This window comes from Streptomyces sp. AHA2 (assembly GCF_036857595.1).
Taxonomy (GTDB): domain Bacteria; phylum Actinomycetota; class Actinomycetes; order Streptomycetales; family Streptomycetaceae; genus Streptomyces.
The window spans coordinates 1-21,279 of the sequence record NZ_JAUQWJ010000028.1; the positions used below are offsets into that span (position 1 = coordinate 1).

At 70.8% G+C, this 21,279-nt stretch carries 19 protein-coding genes, 1 rRNA gene and 1 riboswitch; of the genes, 15 read left to right on the top strand and 5 right to left on the bottom strand.

Annotation, left to right across the window (positions count from 1 at the left end; all coding sequences use genetic code 11):
* From rrf to Q5694_RS32215, 11 genes are all read left to right on the top strand, one after another.
* Positions 1 to 70 (top strand): 5S ribosomal RNA (gene rrf, locus Q5694_RS34945); the annotation flags it as partial.
* Positions 71 to 181: 111 nt separating this feature from the next.
* A complete protein-coding gene (locus tag Q5694_RS32170; protein WP_333937046.1) occupies positions 182 to 790 on the top strand; it encodes a CDP-alcohol phosphatidyltransferase family protein in 609 nt (202 codons plus the stop codon).
* Positions 791 to 905: 115 nt separating this feature from the next.
* Positions 906 to 3,401 carry a mannose-1-phosphate guanyltransferase gene (locus tag Q5694_RS32175; protein ID WP_333937047.1) on the top strand — a complete coding sequence of 832 codons (2,496 nt, stop codon included), beginning with the start codon at positions 906 to 908 and terminating at the stop codon, positions 3,399 to 3,401.
* 109 nt (positions 3,402 to 3,510) lie between these two features.
* Positions 3,511 to 4,422, top strand: coding sequence for a DUF881 domain-containing protein (locus tag Q5694_RS32180; protein ID WP_333937048.1), 912 nt, complete (start codon positions 3,511 to 3,513; stop codon positions 4,420 to 4,422).
* Positions 4,419 to 4,751 carry a small basic family protein gene (locus Q5694_RS32185; protein WP_003988855.1) on the top strand — a complete coding sequence of 111 codons (333 nt, stop codon included), beginning with the start codon at positions 4,419 to 4,421 and terminating at the stop codon, positions 4,749 to 4,751. The genes Q5694_RS32180 and Q5694_RS32185 overlap by 4 nt, the downstream gene beginning before the upstream one ends.
* Before the next feature lie 5 nt (positions 4,752 to 4,756).
* Positions 4,757 to 5,698, top strand: a complete 942-nt coding sequence (locus tag Q5694_RS32190; RefSeq protein ID WP_333937049.1) for a DUF881 domain-containing protein — start codon at positions 4,757 to 4,759, stop codon at positions 5,696 to 5,698.
* Positions 5,699 to 5,759: 61 nt separating this feature from the next.
* A complete protein-coding gene (locus Q5694_RS32195) occupies positions 5,760 to 6,710 on the top strand; it encodes an FHA domain-containing protein (protein WP_333937050.1) in 951 nt (316 codons plus the stop codon).
* Positions 6,711 to 6,759: 49 nt separating this feature from the next.
* Positions 6,760 to 7,497: a transcriptional regulator FtsR gene (ftsR, locus tag Q5694_RS32200; protein ID WP_333937051.1), complete on the top strand. Its 738-nt coding sequence runs from the start codon at positions 6,760 to 6,762 to the stop codon at positions 7,495 to 7,497.
* 83 nt (positions 7,498 to 7,580) lie between these two features.
* On the top strand, positions 7,581 to 8,054 hold the full coding sequence (locus tag Q5694_RS32205) for a bifunctional nuclease family protein (protein WP_003988851.1): 474 nt from the start codon (positions 7,581 to 7,583) through the stop codon (positions 8,052 to 8,054).
* A 241-nt stretch (positions 8,055 to 8,295) separates the two neighbouring features.
* The gene (locus Q5694_RS32210; RefSeq protein ID WP_333937052.1) at positions 8,296 to 8,979 is read left to right on the top strand and encodes a MerR family transcriptional regulator; all 684 of its coding nucleotides are present in this window, start codon (positions 8,296 to 8,298) and stop codon (positions 8,977 to 8,979) included.
* A gap of 70 nt (positions 8,980 to 9,049) precedes the next feature.
* Positions 9,050 to 10,528, top strand: a complete 1,479-nt coding sequence (locus Q5694_RS32215) for a DNA polymerase IV (protein ID WP_333937053.1) — start codon at positions 9,050 to 9,052, stop codon at positions 10,526 to 10,528.
* Between the two features lie 137 nt (positions 10,529 to 10,665).
* On the opposite strand, the gene Q5694_RS32220 is transcribed toward Q5694_RS32215, so the two are convergent.
* Entirely contained in the window at positions 10,666 to 11,043 is a 378-nt protein-coding gene (locus Q5694_RS32220) for a PRC-barrel domain-containing protein (RefSeq protein ID WP_333937054.1), read from the bottom strand.
* Between the two features lie 113 nt (positions 11,044 to 11,156).
* Positions 11,157 to 11,252, top strand: a riboswitch (glycine riboswitch).
* 176 nt (positions 11,253 to 11,428) lie between these two features.
* Between Q5694_RS32220 and gcvP the strand changes: the two genes are divergently transcribed.
* Positions 11,429 to 14,314, top strand: a complete 2,886-nt coding sequence (gene gcvP / locus Q5694_RS32225; protein ID WP_333937055.1) for an aminomethyl-transferring glycine dehydrogenase — start codon at positions 11,429 to 11,431, stop codon at positions 14,312 to 14,314.
* Positions 14,315 to 14,440: 126 nt separating this feature from the next.
* Here gcvP and Q5694_RS32230 read toward each other — a convergent pair whose 3' ends face one another.
* The 4 genes from Q5694_RS32230 to Q5694_RS32245 all read right to left on the bottom strand — a co-directional run bounded on the left by Q5694_RS32230 (position 14,441) and on the right by Q5694_RS32245 (position 17,779).
* Positions 14,441 to 15,529 (bottom strand): ABC transporter ATP-binding protein, encoded by a 1,089-nt coding sequence (locus tag Q5694_RS32230; protein ID WP_333937056.1) that lies wholly within the window; start codon positions 15,527 to 15,529, stop codon positions 14,441 to 14,443.
* Positions 15,530 to 15,581: 52 nt separating this feature from the next.
* A complete protein-coding gene (locus Q5694_RS32235; protein ID WP_443040983.1) occupies positions 15,582 to 16,427 on the bottom strand; it encodes an ABC transporter permease in 846 nt (281 codons plus the stop codon).
* Positions 16,424 to 17,230 carry a molybdate ABC transporter substrate-binding protein gene (gene modA, locus Q5694_RS32240; RefSeq protein ID WP_333937058.1) on the bottom strand — a complete coding sequence of 269 codons (807 nt, stop codon included), beginning with the start codon at positions 17,228 to 17,230 and terminating at the stop codon, positions 16,424 to 16,426. Before modA ends, Q5694_RS32235 begins: the two co-directional genes overlap by 4 nt.
* A 153-nt stretch (positions 17,231 to 17,383) precedes the next feature.
* On the bottom strand, positions 17,384 to 17,779 hold the full coding sequence (locus Q5694_RS32245) for a TOBE domain-containing protein (RefSeq protein ID WP_333937059.1): 396 nt from the start codon (positions 17,777 to 17,779) through the stop codon (positions 17,384 to 17,386).
* Positions 17,780 to 18,145: 366 nt separating this feature from the next.
* On the opposite strand from Q5694_RS32245, the gene Q5694_RS32250 reads away from it, so the two are divergent.
* From Q5694_RS32250 to Q5694_RS32260, 3 genes are all read left to right on the top strand, one after another.
* Positions 18,146 to 19,438: an extracellular solute-binding protein gene (locus Q5694_RS32250; RefSeq protein ID WP_333937060.1), complete on the top strand. Its 1,293-nt coding sequence runs from the start codon at positions 18,146 to 18,148 to the stop codon at positions 19,436 to 19,438.
* Positions 19,439 to 19,444: 6 nt separating this feature from the next.
* Complete coding sequence (locus Q5694_RS32255; RefSeq protein WP_333937061.1) at positions 19,445 to 20,443, top strand: carbohydrate ABC transporter permease; 999 nt, start codon at positions 19,445 to 19,447, stop codon at positions 20,441 to 20,443.
* Positions 20,444 to 20,514: 71 nt separating this feature from the next.
* The gene (locus tag Q5694_RS32260; RefSeq protein ID WP_333937103.1) at positions 20,515 to 21,279 is read left to right on the top strand and encodes a carbohydrate ABC transporter permease; all 765 of its coding nucleotides are present in this window, start codon (positions 20,515 to 20,517) and stop codon (positions 21,277 to 21,279) included.

The following is a 21,279-nucleotide window of genomic DNA, read 5'->3' on the forward strand; positions in this document are numbered from 1 at the left end:
GGAAGCTAAGCCTTACAGCGCCGATGGTACTGCAGGGGGGACCCTGTGGGAGAGTAGGACGCCGCCGAACAATTCTTGAGCTCCGGCTCTCGGGTTTATGCAAACCCGAGAGCCGGAGCTTTTTTGCGTTGAGGTAGGGTCAGGGGGCATCGTCGGCACGTTTCCCACAGGAGGCCCCCGGGTGGAGGTTCAGGAGACTCGCGTCCAGACGGACCGTGTGCTCACCATCCCGAACATCCTCAGCATGGCGCGTCTCATCGGCGTTCCCGTCTTCCTGTGGCTGATCCTGCGCCCCGAGTTCGGTGGGCCGAAGAGTGACGGCTGGGCCCTTCTCGTGCTCGCCCTGAGCGGCGTCAGCGACTATCTGGACGGCAAGCTGGCACGCCGCTGGAACCAGATCAGCAGCCTGGGCCGGCTCCTCGATCCCGCGGCCGACCGGCTCTACATCCTCTCGACGCTGGTGGGCCTCACCTGGCGCGAGATCCTGCCGCTGTGGCTGACCGCCGTACTGCTGGCGCGTGAGCTGGTGCTGCTCGTCATGGTGGGCATCCTGCGCCGGCACGGCTATCCACCTCCCCAGGTGAACTTCCTGGGCAAGGCCGCGACCTTCAACCTGATGTACGCCTTCCCCCTGCTCCTGCTCAGTGACGGAAGTGGCTGGATCTCGTCACTGGCTGCTATTTTCGGATGGGCGTTCGCCGGATGGGGTACAACCCTCTATTGGTGGGCAGGAGTCCTCTACGTAGTACAAGTCCGCCGCCTGGTCCGTGCGGACGCCACGGCCGATTGAACCCCCGCTGATTGCTCCGGTAGCACGGGCGAGATGGCCCGCGCCGGAAAGGCGCGGGACGATCCTGGCGGGGGAGGTCGGCTAGACCCGTCTCTGCGAGGAGGACGCTTCCGACATGAAGGCCGTCGTGATGGCCGGTGGCGAAGGCACGCGCCTTCGTCCCATGACCTCGAGCATGCCCAAGCCGCTCCTGCCTGTGGCCAACCGCCCGATCATGGAGCACGTTCTGCGGCTGCTCAAAAGGCATGGGCTCAATGAAACAGTCGTCACCGTCCAGTTCCTGGCCTCGCTCGTCAAGAACTACTTCGGTGACGGCGAAGAGCTGGGCATGGAGCTCACCTATGCCAACGAGGAGAAGCCCCTCGGTACCGCCGGAAGCGTCAAGAACGCGGAAGAGGCGCTGAAGGACGACGCCTTCCTCGTCATCTCCGGCGATGCTCTCACCGATTTCGACCTGACCGAGCTCATCAATTTCCACAAGGAAAAGGGCGCGCTGGTCACCGTCTGCCTGACGCGTGTGCCCAATCCGCTGGAATTCGGTATCACCATCGTCGACGAGGAGGGCAAGGTGGAGCGCTTCCTCGAGAAGCCCACCTGGGGCCAGGTCTTCTCCGACACGGTGAACACCGGCATCTACGTGATGGAGCCCGAGGTCTTCGACTACGTCGACCCCGACGTCCCCGTCGACTGGTCCGGCGATGTCTTCCCGCAGCTGATGAAGGAAGGCAAGCCGATCTACGGCTACGTCGCCGAGGGCTACTGGGAGGACGTCGGCACGCACGAGAGCTACGTGAAGGCGCAGGCCGACGTCCTCGAGGGCAAGGTCGACGTCGACATCGACGGGTTCGAGATCTCCCCGGGCGTCTGGGTCGCCGAGGGAGCCGAGGTCCACCCCGACGCCGTGCTGCGCGGACCCGCCTACATCGGTGACTACGCCAAGGTCGAGGCGGGCGCCGAAATCCGGGAGCACACCGTCGTCGGCTCCAACGTGGTGGTCAAGAGCGGCGCGTTCCTGCACAAGGCCGTCGTCCACGACAACGTGTACGTGGGTCCCCACACCAACCTGCGCGGCTGCGTGATCGGCAAGAACACCGACATCATGCGCGCGGCGCGGATCGAGGACGGCGCGGTCATCGGTGACGAGTGCCTGATCGGTGAGGAATCGATCGTCCAGGGCAATGTGCGGGTCTACCCGTTCAAGACCATCGAGGCCGGCGCCTTCGTCAACACCTCGGTCATCTGGGAGTCCCGCGGCCAGGCGCACCTGTTCGGCGCCCGCGGTGTGTCCGGCATCCTCAACGTGGAGATCACGCCCGAGCTCGCCGTACGGCTGGCGGGTGCCTATGCGACGACCCTGAAGAAGGGCTCGACCGTCACCACCGCGCGCGACCACTCGCGTGGTGCCCGTGCGCTGAAGCGTGCGGTGATCTCGGCGCTGCAGGCCAGTGCCATCGACGTACGGGACCTGGAGAACGTGCCGCTGCCGGTGGCCCGGCAGCAGACGGCCCGGGGCAGTGCCGGCGGCATCATGATCCGCACCACGCCCGGGGTGCCGGACTCCGTCGACATCATGTTCTTCGACAGCCAGGGCGCCGACCTCTCGCAGGGCAGCCAGCGGAAGCTGGACCGGGTGTTCGCACGCCAGGAGTACCGGCGCGCCTTCCCCGGCGAGATCGGTGACCTGCACTTCCCGTCCAGCGTCTTCGACTCGTACACCGGGTCGCTGCTGCGGAACGTCGACACGACCGGGATCGCGGAGTCCGGGCTCAAGGTCGTCGTGGACGCGTCCAACGGAAGCGCCGGTCTCGTGCTGCCGAGCCTGCTCGGCAAGCTCGGTGTCGACTCGCTGACGATCAACCCCGGTCTCGACGAGGCCAGGCCGACCGAGACGGCCGACATCCGGCGCTCGGGCCTGGTCCGGCTCGGGGAGATCGTGGCGTCCTCGGGTGCCGCGTTCGGCGTGCGGTTCGACCCGGTCGGCGAGCGGCTGTCGCTCGTCGACGAGAAGGGCCGGATCATCGAGGACGACCGGGCGCTGCTGGTGATGCTGGACCTGGTCGCGGCCGAGCGGCGCAGCGGCCGGGTCGCGCTCCCGGTCACCACGACCCGGATCGCCGAGCAGGTGGCGGCTTACCACGGCACGCAGGTCGAGTGGACGACGACGTCCCCCGACGACCTGACGCGGGTCGGTGGTGAGGAAGGCACGATCTTCGGCGGCGACGGCAAGGGCGGTTTCATCGTCCCCGAGTTCAGCAGCGTGTACGACGCCACGGCGGCCTTCGTGCGGCTCATCGGGCTGGTGGCGCGCACGCAGCTCACGCTCAGCCAGATCGACGCGCGGATCCCGCGGGCGCACGTCCTGAAGCGGGACCTCGCCACCCCGTGGGCGGTCAAGGGCCTGGTGATGCGCCGGGTCGTCGAGGCGGCCGGGGACCGGTTCGTGGACACCACGGACGGTGTCCGCGTCGTGGAGACCGACGGCCGCTGGGTGATGGTGCTGCCCGACCCGGCCGAGGCCGTCACCCACCTGTGGGCCGAGGGCCCGGACGACGCCTCCGCGCAGGCGCTGCTAGACGAGTGGGCCGCGGTGGTGGACAGCGCCGGACGCTGACCGGCGGATGGAACGGCCCGCACGCGTGCGTGCCGGACATGTGCCCCCAACGGGGCCTGTCCGGCACGCCGGTGGGGCCGTTCGGAGGTAGTGGCCGCGACGTGCGACGATGTGCGGCATGCCGCAGCAACCCCCCATTCGGAGCACACCAGCGCGGCCCCGGCGCCCGGATGCGTCCATGTCGTTGCTCACCAACGTCATGGACCACAGCCTCGACGACGGCTACGCCGAGGCCGCGGCGCGCAAGAAGGCCGCCGGCGACGGCGGTCTGCCGAAGACCCTGCGGGCCAAGCTCGGGCTGGCCGCCGGTCTGGTGCTCGCGGCACTGGTCGTGACCGTGGGCGCCGCCCAGGCACGGGTGGCCGCCCCGGTGGTGGCCAAGGAGCGCGAGGAACTGGTCGACCGCATCGACCGGGAGACCGAGGCGGCCGACGAGCTGGAGGACGCCGTCGACGAACTGCGCGCGGACGTGAGCGCGCGGCAGCGCGAGGCGCTGAAGCACAGCGGCGGCGCCGAATCCGACCTGGTGGGCATCCTGTCCGGCGCCGTCGCGGTGCACGGGCCGGGCGTGAAGCTCGTGGTGAACGACGCCAAGGAAGCCGGTACGGGCGGTGACGGCGACCCCCGTGGGACGTCCGGGTTCTCCGACACGGGCCGGGTGCGCGACCGGGACATGCAGCGTGTGGTCAACGGGCTGTGGGAGTCGGGCGCCGAGGCGATCTCCATCAACGGGCAGCGGCTGACGGCGCTGTCGGCGATCAGGGCCGCCGGGGACGCCATACTGGTCGACAACAAACCGCTGGTGCCGCCGTACACGGTGCTGGCGGTGGGGGACGGGCAGCGGCTGAGCACGCGGTTCCAGAACAGCGCGGACGGGATCTACCTGAACGTGCTGCAGGAGAGCTACGGCATCAGGACAGGCATCTCGGCCGAGGACGACCTCCGGCTGCCTGCCGCGCCGAGCGTGACCGTGCGTACCGCACAGCCGAGCACTGAGAAGAGCGGGAAGGGCACATCGTGATCGCCGTACTGGGCCTCGTCGTGGGAGTCGTGGCCGGCCTGTTGGTCCGGCCTGAGGTTCCGGCGGTGGTCGAGCCTTATCTGCCGATCGCCGTCGTGGCGGCGCTCGACGCCGTCTTCGGCGGTCTGCGGGCGATGCTCGACGGCATCTTCGACGACAAGGTCTTCGTCGTGTCCTTCCTGTCGAACGTGGTCGTGGCCGCGCTGATCGTCTTCCTGGGCGACAAGCTGGGTGTGGGAGCCCAGCTGTCCACCGGTGTGGTGGTCGTCCTCGGCATCCGCATCTTCTCCAACGCCGCGGCGATCCGCCGGCACGTGTTCCGGGCGTGAGGCCGATGAGCGAGCACGACGACCAGCACACCGAGAAGCACATCGAGAAGCACCGCCACGCGCGCGGTGTGCAGCGCGACGGCGGGACGGCCGGGAACGGACTGCGCCGCGAACTGCCGCAGGAGGTGACCGGTGCCGCGCCCGCTGCCGGCGCCGCCCCGGCTCCGGGGGCCGCGTCGGAGACCGGGCCGGGGCCCGAGTCGCAGGCCGCCGCCGGGCAGCGGCTGACGGGCCGGCAGCGGCTGGTGCAGGGATTGTGGCCGCCGCGGGTCACCCGCGCGCAACTGATCGTCGCGCTGCTGCTGTTCGGCCTCGGCTTCGGACTCGCCGTGCAGGTGGCCTCGAACAGCGACGGCGACAGTGCCCTGCGCGGCGCACGTCAGGAAGATCTTGTCCGCATCCTCGATGAACTGGATGACCGCACTCAGCGTCTTGAAGACGAGAAGCAGGGACTCGAGCAGCAGCGCGACGAGCTGGAGAACAGCTCGGACCAGGCCGAGGAGGCCCGCAGGCAGACGGTCGAGAAGGAGCGGCAACTCGGCATCCTGGCGGGCACGGTGGCCGCGCAGGGGCCCGGCATCACCATGACGATCCAGGACACGAAGGGGACGGTCGAGGCGGACATGCTGCTCGACGCGGTTCAGGAACTGCGCGCGGCGGGTGCGGAGGCGATCCAGGTGAACGGCGTCCGGGTGGTCGCCGGGACGTACCTCAGCGACTCGGGCAAGGGGGTGAGCGTCGACGGGAACAAGATCAACGCGCCCTATCGTTTCCTTGTCATCGGCAAGCCGCAGGACCTCGAGCCGGCGCTCAACATCCCCGGAGGCGTGGTGCAGACTCTCGAGAAGGAACAGGCCACCGTCACGATCGAGCGGTCGACCAAGGTGGTCGTGGACGCCTTGCGAGCGGCGAAGCGGCCTGACTACGCTCGGTCGTCCTCGCGGTGAACCGGTGGTGCATGCGCGTCGTCCGGCGAGGGCATGAGGTTGCGGGGGGTCGGCGCACCGATTGGGTGGTGCGTGGTGGAAACTGTCTGGTGCAGACGGACGTTGTCAGGATGTCCGGGTCGGCCAGAGTGTTCAGTCAGGGTTCGTCCTGCCCCACGGGCGGGTCTGTTTCGGTCAAGGGGAATCGCCCGTGAAGTTGTTTGCGAAGTTGTTCGGCAAGAGCTCGCGAGAGGGCAGCGACAACGCGACCGCCCGTCATCGCGCACAGCCTGACGCGGAGGGCCAGCGGCCGCTCTTCCGTGACCAGGTGGGCGGTCCGGGCGGCGATGTCTCCGGCGCCCAGGGCGCGCCCTCCGTCGACCCCGCGCAGTCCGGCGGAATAGGTTTCGGCCAGCCGTCAGCCTCAGGTGCGGGTGGGTTCTCCGACCCGTACGCGTCCCACGCTCCGGGTGAGCAGCCGCGGCAGGAGGATCCCATGTCGGCCCTGGTGTGTACGCGCTGCGGCAACCGCAACGCGGAGAACAGCCGCTTCTGCTCCAACTGCGGTGCTCCGCTGCGGGCGGGCGCGGCGGCCGAACGCCCGTCCGAGACGACGTCCACGATCTCCATCTCCGGTCTCGAGGCCTACGACAGCGAGACCACCGGCCAGACGCAGATGCCGACCCTGTCGCCCGAGGCGCAGGCCGCGGTGGACGCGCTGCCGCTGGGTTCCGCGCTCCTGGTCGTGCGCCGCGGGCCGAACTCGGGCAGCCGCTTCCTGCTGGACGGCGATCTGACGACGGCCGGGCGGCACCCGCAGAGCGACATCTTCCTGGACGACGTGACCGTCTCCCGGCGGCACGTGGAGTTCCGCCGCGCCCAGGACGGCTCGTTCACGGTGGCCGACGTCGGCAGCCTCAACGGCACCTACGTCAACCGCGAGCGGATCGACCAGGTCGCTCTGAACAACGGCGACGAGGTGCAGATCGGCAAGTACCGGCTGGTCTTCTACGCGAGCCAGCGGGGCTACTGACCCGCTGCGCTCCCGGGACCGGTGAAGGTCCGTCCGTCAGGGAAGGTCCATGCTTCGAACACCGAGCGGCGGTGCCGGACACGGCACCGCCGCCGCGGACAGTGGGCTGATGAGCATCGGCACAGTGCTGACCGTGCTGCGCGACGAGTTCCCCGAGGTCACCGTCTCCAAGATCCGCTTCCTGGAGTCGGAGGGGCTCATCGAACCGCAGCGGACCCCGTCGGGGTACCGCAAGTTCAGCGCCCACGACGTGGAGCGCCTCGGGCACGTCCTGAGGATGCAGCGGGACCACTACCTGCCCCTGAAGGTCATCCGGGAGCACCTGGAGGCCATGGAGCGGGGTGAGAGCGTCCAGCTGCCCGTCGTGGGCCGTCAGCGGGACGGCGAGGTGGTGACCGAGACACCCGAGGGGCCGACGGCGGCCCGGATCGGGCGAGCCGAGCTGCTCGCCGCCGCCGGCATCGAGGAGCAGCAGCTGAAGGAGTGGGAGTCCTACGGGCTGCTCACTCCACTGGAGGACGGGGCGTTCGACGCCGAGGCGGTGACGGTCGCGGAGCTGATCGGTGAGCTGGGGCGGTTCGGGATCGAGCCCCGGCACCTGCGGGCGATGAAGGCGGCCGCCGACCGTGAGGCGGGCCTCGTGGACCAGGTGGTGGCCCCGCTCAAGCGGCACCGCAACCCCCAGACCAGGGCGCACGCGGAAGCCCGTACGAAGGAGCTGGCGGGGCTCACGGTGAAGCTGCACGCCGCACTGGTGCGCACGGCGCTCGGAGTGCGGCAGCCCTGACGGGGCGGGACGCCGGGGCCGGATCGGGCGCCCGATCCCGGCCCGACTACCCAAACATCCCGGGCACGGCCTAGGGTTGCTGTGTGAACGAGCTCGATGTCGTAGGTGTCCGGGTGGAAATGCCCTCCAACCAACCGATCGTGCTGCTGCGTGAAGTGGGAGGCGACCGTTACCTCCCCATCTGGATCGGACCGGGGGAGGCGACGGCGATCGCCTTCGCCCAGCAGGGCATGGCTCCGGCACGGCCGCTGACCCACGACCTGTTCAAGGACGTGCTGGAAGCAGTCGGCCAGGAGCTCACGGAAGTGCGCATCACGGACCTGCGTGAGGGCGTCTTCTACGCGGAGCTGGTCTTCGCCAGCGGCGTCGAGGTGAGTGCCCGCCCGTCCGACGCCATAGCGCTGGCCCTGCGCACCGGAACGCCGATCTACGGCAGTGACACGGTGCTCGACGACGCCGGTATCGCGATCCCGGACGAGCAGGAGGACGAGGTCGAGAAGTTCCGCGAGTTCCTCGACCAGATCTCGCCGGAGGACTTCGGCAGCAGCAGCCAGTGAGGACCCCGGAGCGGGCGCCTCGCGCAGCTGTGCGAGGCGAGTGAAACGCCCGCATGTGCCGCAGGCGTGTGAGAGCGTCATACGGGCCGCGACGAGGGCATTCGGCTAGCCTTTCCCCGCGACGGGGCACGGGAAACCACTCTCAGGGTGATTATCACTCGGCGTGGCGAGTGTGGCGATCGTTGACGCACCCCTGGTGACTGCCTACCGTCGAGAAGGCAGGTCAAGGACGGAGGTCGGCGTGAGAAGCAGCGGCGACGGTACGGCTGGGGGCGGCCCCGAGCGCAGTCTCAGGGCGAGCGGTCCGTACCCTCCCCCCGGCTCACGGCTCCGCGCGAGCGGGGCGTGTCCCCAGCCCGAGAGTGCGGCCGACCACGTTCCGCAGCGACCCGTGGCGGTGCCGAGCAGCGGAGGGACGACGTCCATGGCGTCCGAGCAGATCGGTTACCGCGGCCCCACGGCCTGTGCGGCGGCCGGCATCACGTACCGGCAACTGGACTACTGGGCCCGCACGGGGCTCGTGGAGCCGAGTGTGCGCCCCGCGTACGGATCCGGGACGCAGCGGTTGTACAGCTTCCGGGACGTCGTCGTCCTGAAGATCGTCAAGCGGTTCCTCGACACCGGGGTCTCGCTGCAGAACATCCGCACGGCGGTGCAGCACCTCAGGGAACGCGGCTTCAGCGACCTGGAGCGCATGACGCTGATGAGCGACGGCGCGACGGTCTACGAGTGCACTTCGCCCGACGAGGTCCACGCCCTGCTGCAGGGAGGCCAGGGGGTCTTCGGGATCGCCGTGGGCGTCGTGTGGCGGGACGTGGAGAGCGCGCTGTCCCAGTTGCACGGGGAGCGCGTCGACACCGGGGAGACCCTGATCGGCTCCAACCCCGCCGACGAGCTGGCCCGGCGGCGCAACCGCGCCGTCTGAGCCGCCGGTCCCGAACCCTGCGGGGCGCCCCGCACGAGCGTTGTCAGTGGGGTAGGGCAGCATCGGAGATGTGAGAACCGCGCCCACGATCCTGCATCTCGACATGGATGCCTTCTTCGCCTCGGTGGAGCAGGCGTCCAAGCCGAGTCTGCGCGGGAAGGCCGTGGTCGTGGGCGGGCTGGGGCCGCGGGGGGTGGTGGCGACCGCGTCGTACGAGGCCCGGGTCTTCGGGGTGCATTCGGCGATGCCCATGGGCCAGGCCCGGCGGCTGGCGCCCCACGCCGCCTATCTCGTGCCGCGCTTCGCCCTCTACCGCTCCATCAGCGAGCGCGTGATGGAGCTGCTGCGGGCCCTCTCGCCGCTCGTGGAGCCCTTGAGCCTGGACGAGGCGTTCGTCGATCTGGAGGCCGGGGGCAAGGCCTGGGACGAGGGCTCGGCGCGGCTGGTCGGCGCGCAGCTGCGGGCGGACATCCGCGCCGTCACGGGCCTCACCGGGTCGGTGGGGCTGGCCGCCTCCAAGATGCTCGCGAAGATCGCCTCCGAGCAGGCCAAGCCGGACGGCCTGGTGGTGATCGAGCCGGGGACCGAGCGGGCGATGCTCGGGCCGATGTCCGTGCGGACCCTGCCGGGGGTGGGCCCGGCGACGGGGGACCACCTGCGCAGGGCCGGGATCACCACGGTCGAGGAGATCGTCGAGGCCGGCGAGGACGAGCTGGTCCGGCTGCTGGGGAAGGCCCACGGGCACGGTCTGTACGCCATGGCGCTCGCCCGGGACGACCGGCCCGTGGTCGCCGAGCGGGAGGCCAAGTCGGTGTCGGTCGAGGACACCTACGACGTGGACATCCACGACCGGACGCGGGTGGGACACGAGGTGCAGCGGCTCGCCGACCGGTGCGTGCGCAGGCTGCGCGGGGCCGGGCTGTCCGGACGGACCATCGTGCTCAAGGTGCGGCGCTACGACTTCTCGACCCTCACCCGCTCGGAGACGCTGCGCGGCCCCACGGACGATCCCGCGGTGATCCGGGAGGCGGCGGCCCGGCTGCTGGACTCCGTCGACACGACGGGCGGGGTGCGGTTGCTCGGTGTGGGTGTCACCGGTCTCGCCGACTACACGCAGGAGGACCTGTTCGCGCAGGCGGCGGGGGAGCAGACCGAGGCGCGAGCACTCGCCGAGGAGCGTCCCACGGCGCCGGCCGAGGAGCAGCCGCCCTCGCTCGCCGAGCGGCGCTGGCCCGCCGGGCACGACGTGCGTCACGCCGAGTTCGGGCACGGGTGGGTGCAGGGCAGCGGCCTGGGACGGGTCACCGTGCGGTTCGAGACGCCCGCCTCCGGGCCGGGGCGGGTACGGACCTTCCGGATCGACGACCCCTTGCTGGAGCCGTCCGATCCGCTGCCGCTGGTGTTATGGAGACGTGGGGGCGGGGGAGCGGCGTCGTTGGGGACGGGGCGGGCGAGCGAGGAACGGGCGGGAGCGGACGCGGTGGCCGTGGTGGAGGACGGTGTGGCCGCCGGGCCGGAGGACCGTCCGTCCGGGGCGGCGTTGGCATAGGCAGGTCGGGTCCGCTCGGACCGGGCCCGGGGATCTGCGCCCAGCGTTCCCCTGAGGGGTTTCCTCGGCCTGGCGGCCCGGACCGTGGGCCGGGTGCCCGGTCCGAAGATGACGGGACAGATCCGCCCGGGGCCGTCCTACGCCTTCGTTTCGTCCGAGCCCGCCAGTCGGCCGAAGTCGCGGTCCGGGAGCGGGGGCGGGGCGGCGATGTCCAAACCGTAGTGGTGGTACAGCTGGAGTTCCTGCTCGGGGGAGAGGTGGCGGCCCACGCCGAAGTCGGGGGCGTCCTTGATGAGGGCGCGGTCGAAGGGGACGTGCAGCGCGCCCTCGATCAGTTCGCTGGGCTCGAGCGGGACGAACGCGTCCCTGCTGAACAGGCCGGTGCGTATCGCCGCCCACTCGGGCTCGCCGGTGGCGTCGTCGAGGTAGACCTCGTCGATGGTGCCGATCCTGGTGCCGTTGCGGTCGAACGCCTTGCGGCCGATCAGACTGCGCGGATCGATGTCGGTACGCACGGGCCCTCCACATGGTCGCAAGTCATCTGTAGACCTAACAAAACGGTACAAGCGGGGATGCGGCCACTCGAAGGCTCGTGCGTTGACCTCGCTGGTACGCTGACAGCGGCTGCTGACCCCGTGCGGGAGAGTCCTCCAGACACCACCGGAGGCGCCGAAGGAGCAAATCCTCCCCGGAATCTCTCAGGCACACGTACCGCACGGACGAGGTCACTCTGGAAAGCAGGGCGGGTGTCGACGGCTTCCGCTCTCACCGACGGTGAAAACCGGACGCCTTCGGGCGATCCGGTGAAGCTCTCAGGTTGAGATGACAGAGGGGGAGGCCGTCCGGGTACCCGCGCCGTGGTGCCCCTCGCAGGTCGCGTCAGACCAGGAGGCCTCCGCAATGACCGCCCACCGCATTCCGCTCTCCGAGCTCGAAGAGGCAGTCCCCTTCGAGCAGCGCCACATCGGGCCCGACCACGAGGCCCGCGCCAAGATGCTGGCCCACGTCGGCTACGGCTCGCTGGACGAGCTGACGGCCGCCGCGGTCCCGGCCGTGATCAAGAGCGCCGAGGCGCTGGACCTGCCGGGCGCCCGCAGCGAGGCCGAGGTGATCGCCGAGCTGCGTTCCCTCGCCGACCGCAACCAGGTGCTCGCTCCCATGATCGGCCTGGGCTACTACGGCACCCACACGCCGCCGGTCGTGCTGCGCAACGTCATGGAGAACCCGTCCTGGTACACGGCCTACACGCCCTACCAGCCGGAGATCTCGCAGGGCCGGCTCGAGGCGCTGCTGAACTTCCAGACCATGGTCGCGGACCTCACCGGACTGCCCACCTCGGGTGCCTCGCTGCTCGACGAGGGCACCGCGGCCGCCGAGGCCATGGCGCTGTCGCGGCGCCTGGGCAAGAACAAGAAGGGTCTGTTCCTGGTCGACGCGGACGCGCTGCCGCAGACCATCGCCGTCATCCAAACCCGCGCCGAGCCGGCCGGTGTCGAGGTCGTCGTCGCCGACCTCGGTGACGGAATCCCCGCCGAGATCGCCGAGCGTGAGATCAACGGCGTACTCATCCAGTACCCGGGTGCCTCCGGAGCCGTGCGGGACATCAAGCCGGTCATCGACCAGGCGCACGGGCTCGGGGCACTCGTCACGGTCGCCGCCGACCTGCTCGCGCTGACGCTGCTGAAGTCGCCCGGGGAGCTCGGCGCGGACATCGCCGTCGGGACGACCCAGCGCTTCGGCGTGCCGATGGGCTTCGGCGGCCCGCACGCCGGATACATGGCCGTCCAGGACAAGATGGCGCGCAGTCTGCCCGGGCGGCTCGTCGGCGTGTCCGTCGACGCCGACGGGAACAGGGCCTACCGGCTGGCGCTGCAGACCCGCGAGCAGCACATCCGCCGGGAGAAGGCCACCAGCAACATCTGCACCGCGCAGGTGCTGCTCGCCGTCATGGCCGGCATGTACGCCGTCTACCACGGGCCCGACGGCCTCAAGGGGATCGCGCAGCGCACCCACCGGTACGCCACCGTCCTCGCCGCCGGGCTCGCCAACGGCGGGGTCGAGGTCGTCCACGGGTCCTACTTCGACACCGTGACCGTGCGGGTCGAAGGGCGTGCCGCCGAGGTCGTCGCCGCTGCCCGGGACAACGGGGTCAACCTGCGCCTGGTCGACGCCGACCACGTCTCCGTCGCCTGCGACGAGACCACCACCCGCGCCCGGCTGCGTGCCGTGTGGGCGGCCTTCGGTGTCGAGGGCGGCGTGGAGGCCCTGGACGCCGCCGCGGACGAGGTCATCCCGACCGCCCTGCTGCGCACCGACGACTACCTGACCCACCCCGTCTTCCACCAGCACCGCTCCGAGACGGCCATGCTGCGCTACCTGCGCAAGCTGGCCGACCGGGACTACGCGCTCGACCGCGGCATGATCCCGCTGGGCTCCTGCACCATGAAGCTCAACGCGACCACGGAGATGGAGCCGGTCACCTGGCCCGAGTTCGGGCAGATGCACCCCTTCGCGCCCGCCGAGCAGGCCGCGGGGTACCTCACCCTGATCCACGAGCTCGAGGACCGTCTCGCCGAGGTCACCGGCTACGACAAGGTCTCCCTGCAGCCCAACGCCGGTTCGCAGGGCGAGCTGGCCGGTCTGCTCGCCGTACGCGGGTACCACCGGGCCAACGGAGACGAGCAGCGCACGGTGTGCCTGATCCCGTCGTCCGCGCACGGCACCAACGCGGCCAGCGCCGTCATGGCGGGCATGAAGGTCGTCGTCGTGAAGACCGCCGAGGACGGCGAGATCGACGTCGAGGACCTGCGGGCGAAGATCGAGCAGTACCGCGACGAGCTGGCCGTGCTCATGATCACCTACCCGTCCACCCACGGGGTGTTCGAGGAGCACGTCGCCGACATCTGCGCGCAGGTGCACGAGGCGGGCGGCCAGGTCTACGTCGACGGGGCCAACCTCAACGCGCTCGTCGGCCTCGCCAAGCCCGGCCACTTCGGCGGCGACGTCTCGCACCTGAACCTGCACAAGACGTTCTGCATCCCGCACGGCGGCGGCGGTCCCGGCGTGGGCCCCGTGGCGGTCCGCGAGCACCTGGCGCCGTACCTGCCGAACCACCCGCTGCAGCCGGAGGCCGGTCCGGTGACGGGCGTCGGTCCGATCTCGGCGGCTCCCTGGGGCTCGGCCGGCATCCTGCCCATCTCGTGGGCGTACGTCCGGCTGATGGGTGGTGAGGGGCTGAAGCGAGCCACCCAGGTGGCCGTGCTCAGCGCCAACTACATCGCCAAGCGGCTTGAGCCGCACTACCCGGTCCTCTACACCGGCCCGGGCGGGCTCGTCGCCCACGAGTGCATCATCGACCTGCGCCCCCTCACCAAGGCGACGGGTGTGAGCGTCGACGACGTGGCGAAGCGGCTGATCGACTACGGCTTCCACGCGCCGACGATGTCGTTCCCCGTGGCCGGGACGCTGATGATCGAGCCGACCGAGTCGGAGGACCTGGCCGAGCTGGACCGGTTCTGCGAGGCGATGATCGCCATCCGTGCGGAGATCGAGAAGGTCGGCTCCGGCGTGTGGCCCGCGGAGGACAACCCGCTGCGCGGCGCCCCGCACACCGCCGGCGCGCTCGCCGGTGAGTGGGAGCACGCCTACAGCCGCGAGGAGGCGGTCTTCCCGGCCGGGGTGTCGGCCGCCGACAAGTACTGGCCGCCGGTGCGCCGCATCGACCAGGCCTACGGCGACCGCAACCTGGTTTGCTCGTGCCCGCCGCTGGAGGCGTACGAGAACTGATCCGGCCGATCGGCCGCACCGGTCACAGGGAGGGGCTCCGCGGGTGCGGGGCCCCTCCCGTCGTGTGAGTCGCCCGGTGGTTCACGGGCCCCGGTCGGCTCGATCGAGGCGGTCGCCGGACGGGTGTCAGGCCGGGTACGCGTGTGTCTGGGTCGCCTTGACCGCCGCCCACACCGGTGCTCCGGGGCGCAGGTCGAGTTCCGCCGCCGCGACCGTGGTCAGGTCGGCGGTGAGGGGGAGTTCGCCGGTGAGGTCGGCGCGGATCTGGTCGCCGTGCGTCTCCAGCCCGGCGACCTCGCACCGCCACAGGTTGCGGGCGCTGGAGCCGGCCGGACGCTCGCGGTACAGCGTGACCGCGCCCGGCGGGAACGCCACGAAGACCGGGCCGGACAGCTCCTCGGTGGTGGTGATGGCGGGGCCCGTGCCGAGCCGGACGGTGTGTCCCTCGGCCCGTCCCCGGTAGAGGTTGAGACCGACCAGCCGGGCGATGTAGTCGGTGCGGGGGTGGCGGGCGATGTCGGCGGGGGTGCCCTCCTGGACGACCTCGCCGTGCTCGACGACGACCAGACGGTCGGCCAGCACCATGGCGTCCAGCGGGTCGTGGGTGACCAGCACGGCCACGGCCTCGAACGCGGCGAGGTGCCGGCGCAGCTGGGCGCGGACCTCCAGCCGGGTCCGGGCGTCGAGGGCCGCGAGGGGCTCGTCCAGGAGCAGCAGCCGGGGTTCCGTCGCCAGGGCCCGGGCCAGGGCCACGCGCTGGGCCTGGCCGCCGGAGAGGTGGCGGGGCTTGGCGCCGGCGTGGTCCGCCAGGCCCATGCGGTCCAGCCACCCGGCGGCCCGGACACGCGCCTCGGTCTTGCCGGCGCCCCGGCAGCGCGGGCCGAAGGCGACGTTGTCCAGCGCGGTCAGGTGCGGGAACAGCAGGTAGTCCTGGAAGACGACGCCGACCGGCCGGGCCTCGGGAGGCAAGCCGTCCAGCGTCGTGCCGTCCAGGCGCAGATGTCCGGCGGTGAGGGGGACGAGCCCGGCGAGCGCGCGCAGGGCGGTGGTCTTGCCGGCGCCGTTCGGGCCGAGCAGAGCCACGACGTCGCCCGGGGCGGCGGCCAGCGTGACGTCCAGCCGGAACGCACCGCGCTCGACGAGGAGACGGGCGTCGAGGCCCTGGGGGAGCGCGCCCCGGGGCTTGTCGTCGGCGGAGTCGGTCGAGTCGGTCATCGGGGAGTCGTCCAGAGGTCGGAAGGGTCGGCCGTACCGCGCGCCCATGCCGTCATGACGCCGTCATCCACCGGTCGCGCAGGGCCGCCAGCACCGCGATGGACACCGCCAGCAGCACCAGGCTGAGGGCGATGGCCGCCGCCGGGTCGTTCTGCAGGGCCAGGTAGACGGCGAGCGGCATGGTCTGCGTACGGCCGGGGAAGTTGCCCGCGAAGGTGATGGTCGCGCCGAACTCCCCCAGGGCCCGGGCCCAGGCCAGGACGGCCCCGGCCGCGATGCCCGGCGCGATCAGCGGCAGGGTGACCCGGCGGAACGCGGTGAAACGGGAGGCTCCCAGCGTGGCGGCGGCCTCCTCGTAGCGGGGGTCGGCGGCTCGCAGGGTCCCCTCCACGCTGATGACGAGGAACGGCATCGCCACGAAGGTCTCGGCGAGGACGACGCCCGCCGTGGTGAAGGGCAGGGTGATGCCGAACCAGGAGTCCAGCCACTGCCCCACCACGCCGTTGCGCCCGAAGGCGAGCAGCAGGGCCACACCCCCCACGACCGGCGGCAGCACCAGCGGCAGCGTCACCAACGCCCGTACGAGACCCCGGCCGGGGAAGCTCGTGCGGGCCAGCAGCCAGGCCAGGGGCACACCGACGACGAGGCTCAGACCCGTCGCCGCCGTGGCGCACACCAGGGAGAGCCGGAGCGCCTCCCAGACCTCCGGGCTGGTCAGCTGCTCGGGGAGGCTGCGCCAGGGGGCCCGCACCAGCAGTGCGACCAGCGGCAGGAGCAGGAAGGCCAGAGCGACCACGGCGGGGACGAGCAGGGGTACGGGCACGGTCCGGGTCCGGCCGCGCGGGCTGCCGCGACGCGGCCGGTCGCGGCGCGGACGGCTCCAGGGCGTGTCGGTCACGGCTTGAGGAATCCGGCCCCGGACAGCACCTTCTGGCCTTCGGCGGAGCGCACCAGGGCGATGAAGGCCTTCGCGGTCTCGGGGTTGCGGGCGTGCTCGAGCAGGGCGATCGGGTAGTCGTTGACGGCGTCGGCCGACTCCGGGAAGTCCACGCCGTCCACCTTGTCACCCGCCGCGCGCACATCGGTGCGGTAGACGACGGCCGCGTCGGCCTCCTTCAGCTCGACCTTGGTCAGGGCGCTCTTGACGTCCTGCTCGTAGGAGGCGGGCGTGACCTTCAGCCCGCCCGCCCTCAGGGCCTTCTGGGCGGCCGCACCGCAAGGAACCGTCCTGTCGCACAGGACGACCTTGAGGCCGGGCTTCGCGAGGTCCCTCAGGGAGGTGATCCGGTCGGGGTTGCCGGGCAGGGTGGCGATCTGCAGGCGGTTGCGGACGAAGGTCGCCGGGGTTCCCGCCGTGGCCTTCCGGTCCGCCACCAGTGCCATGGTCCTGGGGCTGGCGGCCGCGAAGACGTCGGCCGGGGCGCCGCTGTTGATGCCGGCGGCGAGGCTGTCGCTGCCGCCGAAGCTGAAGGTGATCTCGGTGCCCGGGTGCCGCTTCTCGAACGTCGCGCCGAGCTTTTCGAAGCTCTCCTGGAGGGAGGCGGCGGCGAACACGGTGACCGAGCCCGAGAGTTCGGAGGACGAGGGGCCCCGGTCCGAAGCCGTGTCCGCGGAGGAGCAGGCGCTCAGCGCCAGCAGCACCGCCGCGGCCCCGCCGGCGATCGGGAGCGTGCGCCGGGTGCGGTTCGCGGAACGGATCATCTGGGGGCCACTCCCTCGGTCTGCGGGGAAGAGCGCGCAGGCCCTTCCGATACGCCGATCATACTGGCGCATCTGCCAGGCAGAAGTCTCCTGCCCCATCGCATGAGCCAGGCGAACCGGACCTGTAGATGTGTATGTGCGGGAGCCGGGGATTCACGCCCTGTCGATGTGTACGTTTGTCGACTTCACGCGGGCCGTGGCCTCCATGCCGACCTCCAGGCCCAGCTCCTCCACGGCTTCCCGGGTGAGCAGGGAGACCAGCCGGTGCGGACCGGCCTGGATCTCCACCTGGGCGGCGACGTCCCCGAGCTTGATGGCGGTGACGATGCCGGGGAAGGCGTTGCGGGCCGAGGTGTAGGGGGTGTCGTCCTCGGGGGTCGCGGACCTGGCGAGTTCGACCGAGAAGGCCGCCAGGTCCCGCCCGTCGACGAGTCGCCGTCCGGTCTCGTCCCGGTGGGTGGTGATGCGGCCCGCGTCCGCCCAGCGCCGGGCGGTGTCCGGGCTCACGCCGAGCAGCCGTGCTGCCCGGCCGATCGTGTACGACTGCATGCCCGTCACACTAGTGCGGCGCCACGGAGTGGCCGTGACCGGTTCCGTCGCGGCCCCTGCCCGACGGCCGAGGCGCGTCGGCGGAGCGTGAGGCGGACGGGGCCCCGCCGGACGGGGCCGTTCCCGGGCTTCCGCGGTGGGTGAGCCCGTGTGCCCGGACGGTGTGATCGGGGCCGTCGTCGATCGCCCGGCAGGGAGTCGCCGTAACGTTCGACTCCGTAGCCGAATGTTTCGTTCGCCTCAACGTCCCTGTGCCGTCTGAAGATTCACCGCGTACGAGGGGTTGTCACCGTTTGGCCGCTGTCTCTAGGGTGCGGCATCAGCGCAGCTTTCTGGAACTCAGTCGAAACTTTCGAGGAGCTCATGATGGGCGACCCGGCACTGTCCCGCCGCGGCTTCCTGGCGGCCTCCGCCGCGGCAGGTCTGGGGGCGACGGCACTGACCGCGTGCGGCGGGGACTCGGACGGAGGGTCGTCCGGGACGACCACCATCGAGTGGTGGAACATCTCCACCACCCAGCCCGCCAAGAGCGTCTGGGCCTCGCTCGCCAAGAAGTACGAGGCACAGAACCCCAAGGTCAAGATCAAGATCGTCCAGCTGGAGAACGACGCCTACAAGTCGAAGATGACGGCCCTGACGGCGTCCGGGAAGCTGCCCGACATCTTCCACACCTGGGGCGGCGGCGTCCTGAAGCAGCAGGTCGACGCCGGGCTCGTCGAGGACCTCACGGACCGGACCAAGCCGTGGAGCCGGTCCCTGCTGCCGGTCGCCAAGGAGCCGTACCTGATCGACGACAAGCTCTACGGCATTCCGTTCGACATCGGCATGATCGGCTTCTGGTACAACAAGGCCCACTTCGCCGAGGCCGGCATCGACCGGCCCCCCACCACCTGGGACGCGTTCCTCGACGCCGTACGCAAGCTCAAGGACGCGAAGATCACACCCCTGGCACTGGCCGGCAAGGAGAAGTGGCCCGGCATGTACTACTGGGCCTACCTGGCGATGCGCACCGCCGGCGCCGACGCGCTGCAGACGGCCTACGAGGCCAAGGACTTCACCGGCGCCCCGTTCGTCGAGGCGGGCGAGCACCTGGACGAACTCGTCGGGCTCCGGCCGTTCCAGAAGGGGTTCCTCGGCGCCGCCTACTCCACGCCCACCGGGCAGGCCGCCACCGTCGGCAACGGCAAGGCCGCCATGGAACTGATGGGCCAGTGGGCGCCCACCGTGCAGGCCGACGCGGGCAAGGGGCTCGGCAAGGACCTCGGCTTCTTCCCGTTCCCCGCGGTCGAGGGCGGCAAGGGCTCCATCACCGAGGTGTTCGGCGGGGGCGGCGGACACGCCCTGCGCCGGGGCGCCCCGCAGGAGGCCGTCGACTTCCTGAAGTTCTTCGCCTCCGAGGCCACCGACCTGGAACTGGTCGAGAAGACCGGCGTGCTGCCCGTCGTCCCGGCCGCCGAGAAGGCCATCGCCGACCCCAACATCAAGGCCGTACAGGCCCAGCTGAAGGCGGCCACCGGCTTCCAGCTCTACCTCGACCAGGCCTACGCGCCCGCCGTCGGCCAGGAGGTCAACGACAGCGTCGCCGCGCTCATCGCCGGCTCCAGGTCGCCCGGCCAGGTCGCCCAGTCCATCACCAGGACCGCGAAGGAAGAGCAGTAGCCGGCGATGACCTCCACGTTCCTGCCGGACGAACGGACCGGCCCCGGCCTCGGCGCCCCGCCCCCGCCCGTGCCGCGGACCCGGAGCCGCGCCCGGCGCCGCACCCTGCACTGGCTCACCGCGGCGGGCTTCCAGGTGCCCGCCCTGGTGCTGTTCCTCGGGCTCGTGCTGCTGCCGATGCTCTTCGCCCTGTACGCCGCGTTCTTCCGCTGGGGCGGCTTCGGCATGCCCACCGACTACATCGGCGGCGAGAACTTCACCCGGCTCCTCCAGGACGACGTCTTCCTCGGCGACCTGTGGCGCTGCCTCGTCCTGGTGGTGCTGACGCTCGCGATCCAGCTGCCGTTCGCCCTCGCCATGGCCGTGCTGCTCAACCAGCGCATGCGCGGCCGGGCGGTCTACCGGATGCTGTTCTTCGCCCCGTACGTCCTGTCCGAGGCGATCACCGGCATCCTCTTCGGCATGATCTTCGCCCCGGACGACGGCTTCGCCGACCAGGTCCTCGGGCGGATCGGGCTGGACGGCCTGGGCGGACAGTGGTTCGCCGACCAGTCCACGGTGATGGCGACCCTCTTCCTGGTCATGACGTGGAAGTACTTCGGCTTCCACATGATGCTGTACCTGGCCGGACTCCAGGCCGTCCCCCGCGAGCTGACCGAGGCGGCGCTCATCGACGGGGCCGGCCCCTGGCAGCGCTTCCGCAACGTCACGCTGCCGCTGCTGGCGCCCACCCTGCGCATCAGCGTGTTCCTGGCGGTCATCGGCTCGATCCAGCTGTTCGACCTGGTGTGGGTCACCACCGCGGGCGGCCCCGACCATCACTCCGAGACCATGGCCGTGACCATGTTCCAGTACGGCTTCAAGCGCTACCAGGTCGGCTACGCCAGCGCGATCAGCGTGGCCATGTTCGCCATCAGCCTCGTCTTCGCCCTCGCCTACCAGCGGTTCGTGCTCCGGCGCGACCTGGAAGGAGCCACCACGACCATGCGGGGTGACGGAAAGTGACCAGTCGTCCGACCGTGCGCAAGGGCCGCAACCTCCCGCTGCACCTCGTGCTGGTCCTCGTCGGCGCGGTGATGGCCGTCCCCCTGCTCTACGCCGGGCTGTCGGGCTTCAAGACCACCGACGAGCTGTCCCGCAACCCGGTCGGCCTGCCCGAGTCCTGGGTGACGTCCAACTACACCCAGATCCTCGGCTCGGGGGACTTCTGGCGGCTGATCGGCAACAGCACCCTGATCGCCGTGGGCACGACGGTCCTGGTCGTCGCCGTGTCCGCGCTGTCGGCGTTCTCCTTCGCGCGGTTCGCCTTCCGCGGCCGGGAGGCGCTGTTCACCCTGTTCACGATGGGGCTGATGTTCCCGTTCGCGGTGGCGGCCCTGCCGTTGTTCCTGCTGCTGCGCTCCCTGGACCTGCTGGACAATCCGCTCGGCGTGATCCTCCCGCAGGCGGCCTTCGGCCTGCCGATGACGATCATCATCCTGCGCGGCTTCTTCCGGCAGATCCCCGGGGAACTGGAGGAGGCCGCCACGCTCGACGGGTGCAGCTCCTTCGGCTTCTTCTGGCGGGTGCTGCTGCCCATGGCACGGCCCGCACTCGGCACGGTCTCCGTCCTGGCCGTCGTCACCAGCTGGAACAACTTCTTCCTGCCGCTGCTGGTGTTCACCGAGTCGACGTGGTGGACGCTGCCCATCGGCGTCCAGCAGTTCCAGGGGCAGTACTCCGCGGAGTACGCCAAGGTCTTCGCCTACCTGGTGCTGGCCATGGTCCCCGCGCTCGCCTTCTACTCCGTCGCCGAGCGCCAGCTCGTCGGCGGCCTGACCGCCGGCGCCACCAAGGGCTGA

Excerpts from the sequence above, each read along its gene's own strand:
- Q5694_RS32175 (WP_333937047.1), top strand. The coding sequence starts at position 906 with ATGAAGGCCGTCGTGATGGCCGGTGGCGAAGGCACGCGCCTTCGTCCC.
- Q5694_RS32180 (WP_333937048.1), top strand. The coding sequence starts at position 3,511 with ATGTGCGGCATGCCGCAGCAACCCCCCATTCGGAGCACACCAGCGCGG.
- Q5694_RS32190 (WP_333937049.1), top strand. The coding sequence starts at position 4,757 with ATGAGCGAGCACGACGACCAGCACACCGAGAAGCACATCGAGAAGCAC.
- ftsR (WP_333937051.1), top strand. The coding sequence starts at position 6,760 with ATGCTTCGAACACCGAGCGGCGGTGCCGGACACGGCACCGCCGCCGCG.
- gcvP (WP_333937055.1), top strand. The coding sequence starts at position 11,429 with ATGACCGCCCACCGCATTCCGCTCTCCGAGCTCGAAGAGGCAGTCCCC.
- Q5694_RS32230 (WP_333937056.1), bottom strand. The coding sequence starts at position 15,529 with ATGACCGACTCGACCGACTCCGCCGACGACAAGCCCCGGGGCGCGCTC.
- modA (WP_333937058.1), bottom strand. The coding sequence starts at position 17,230 with ATGATCCGTTCCGCGAACCGCACCCGGCGCACGCTCCCGATCGCCGGC.
- Q5694_RS32245 (WP_333937059.1), bottom strand. The coding sequence starts at position 17,779 with ATGCAGTCGTACACGATCGGCCGGGCAGCACGGCTGCTCGGCGTGAGC.
- Q5694_RS32250 (WP_333937060.1), top strand. The coding sequence starts at position 18,146 with ATGGGCGACCCGGCACTGTCCCGCCGCGGCTTCCTGGCGGCCTCCGCC.
- Q5694_RS32255 (WP_333937061.1), top strand. The coding sequence starts at position 19,445 with ATGACCTCCACGTTCCTGCCGGACGAACGGACCGGCCCCGGCCTCGGC.
- Q5694_RS32260 (WP_333937103.1), top strand. The coding sequence starts at position 20,515 with ATGGCCGTCCCCCTGCTCTACGCCGGGCTGTCGGGCTTCAAGACCACC.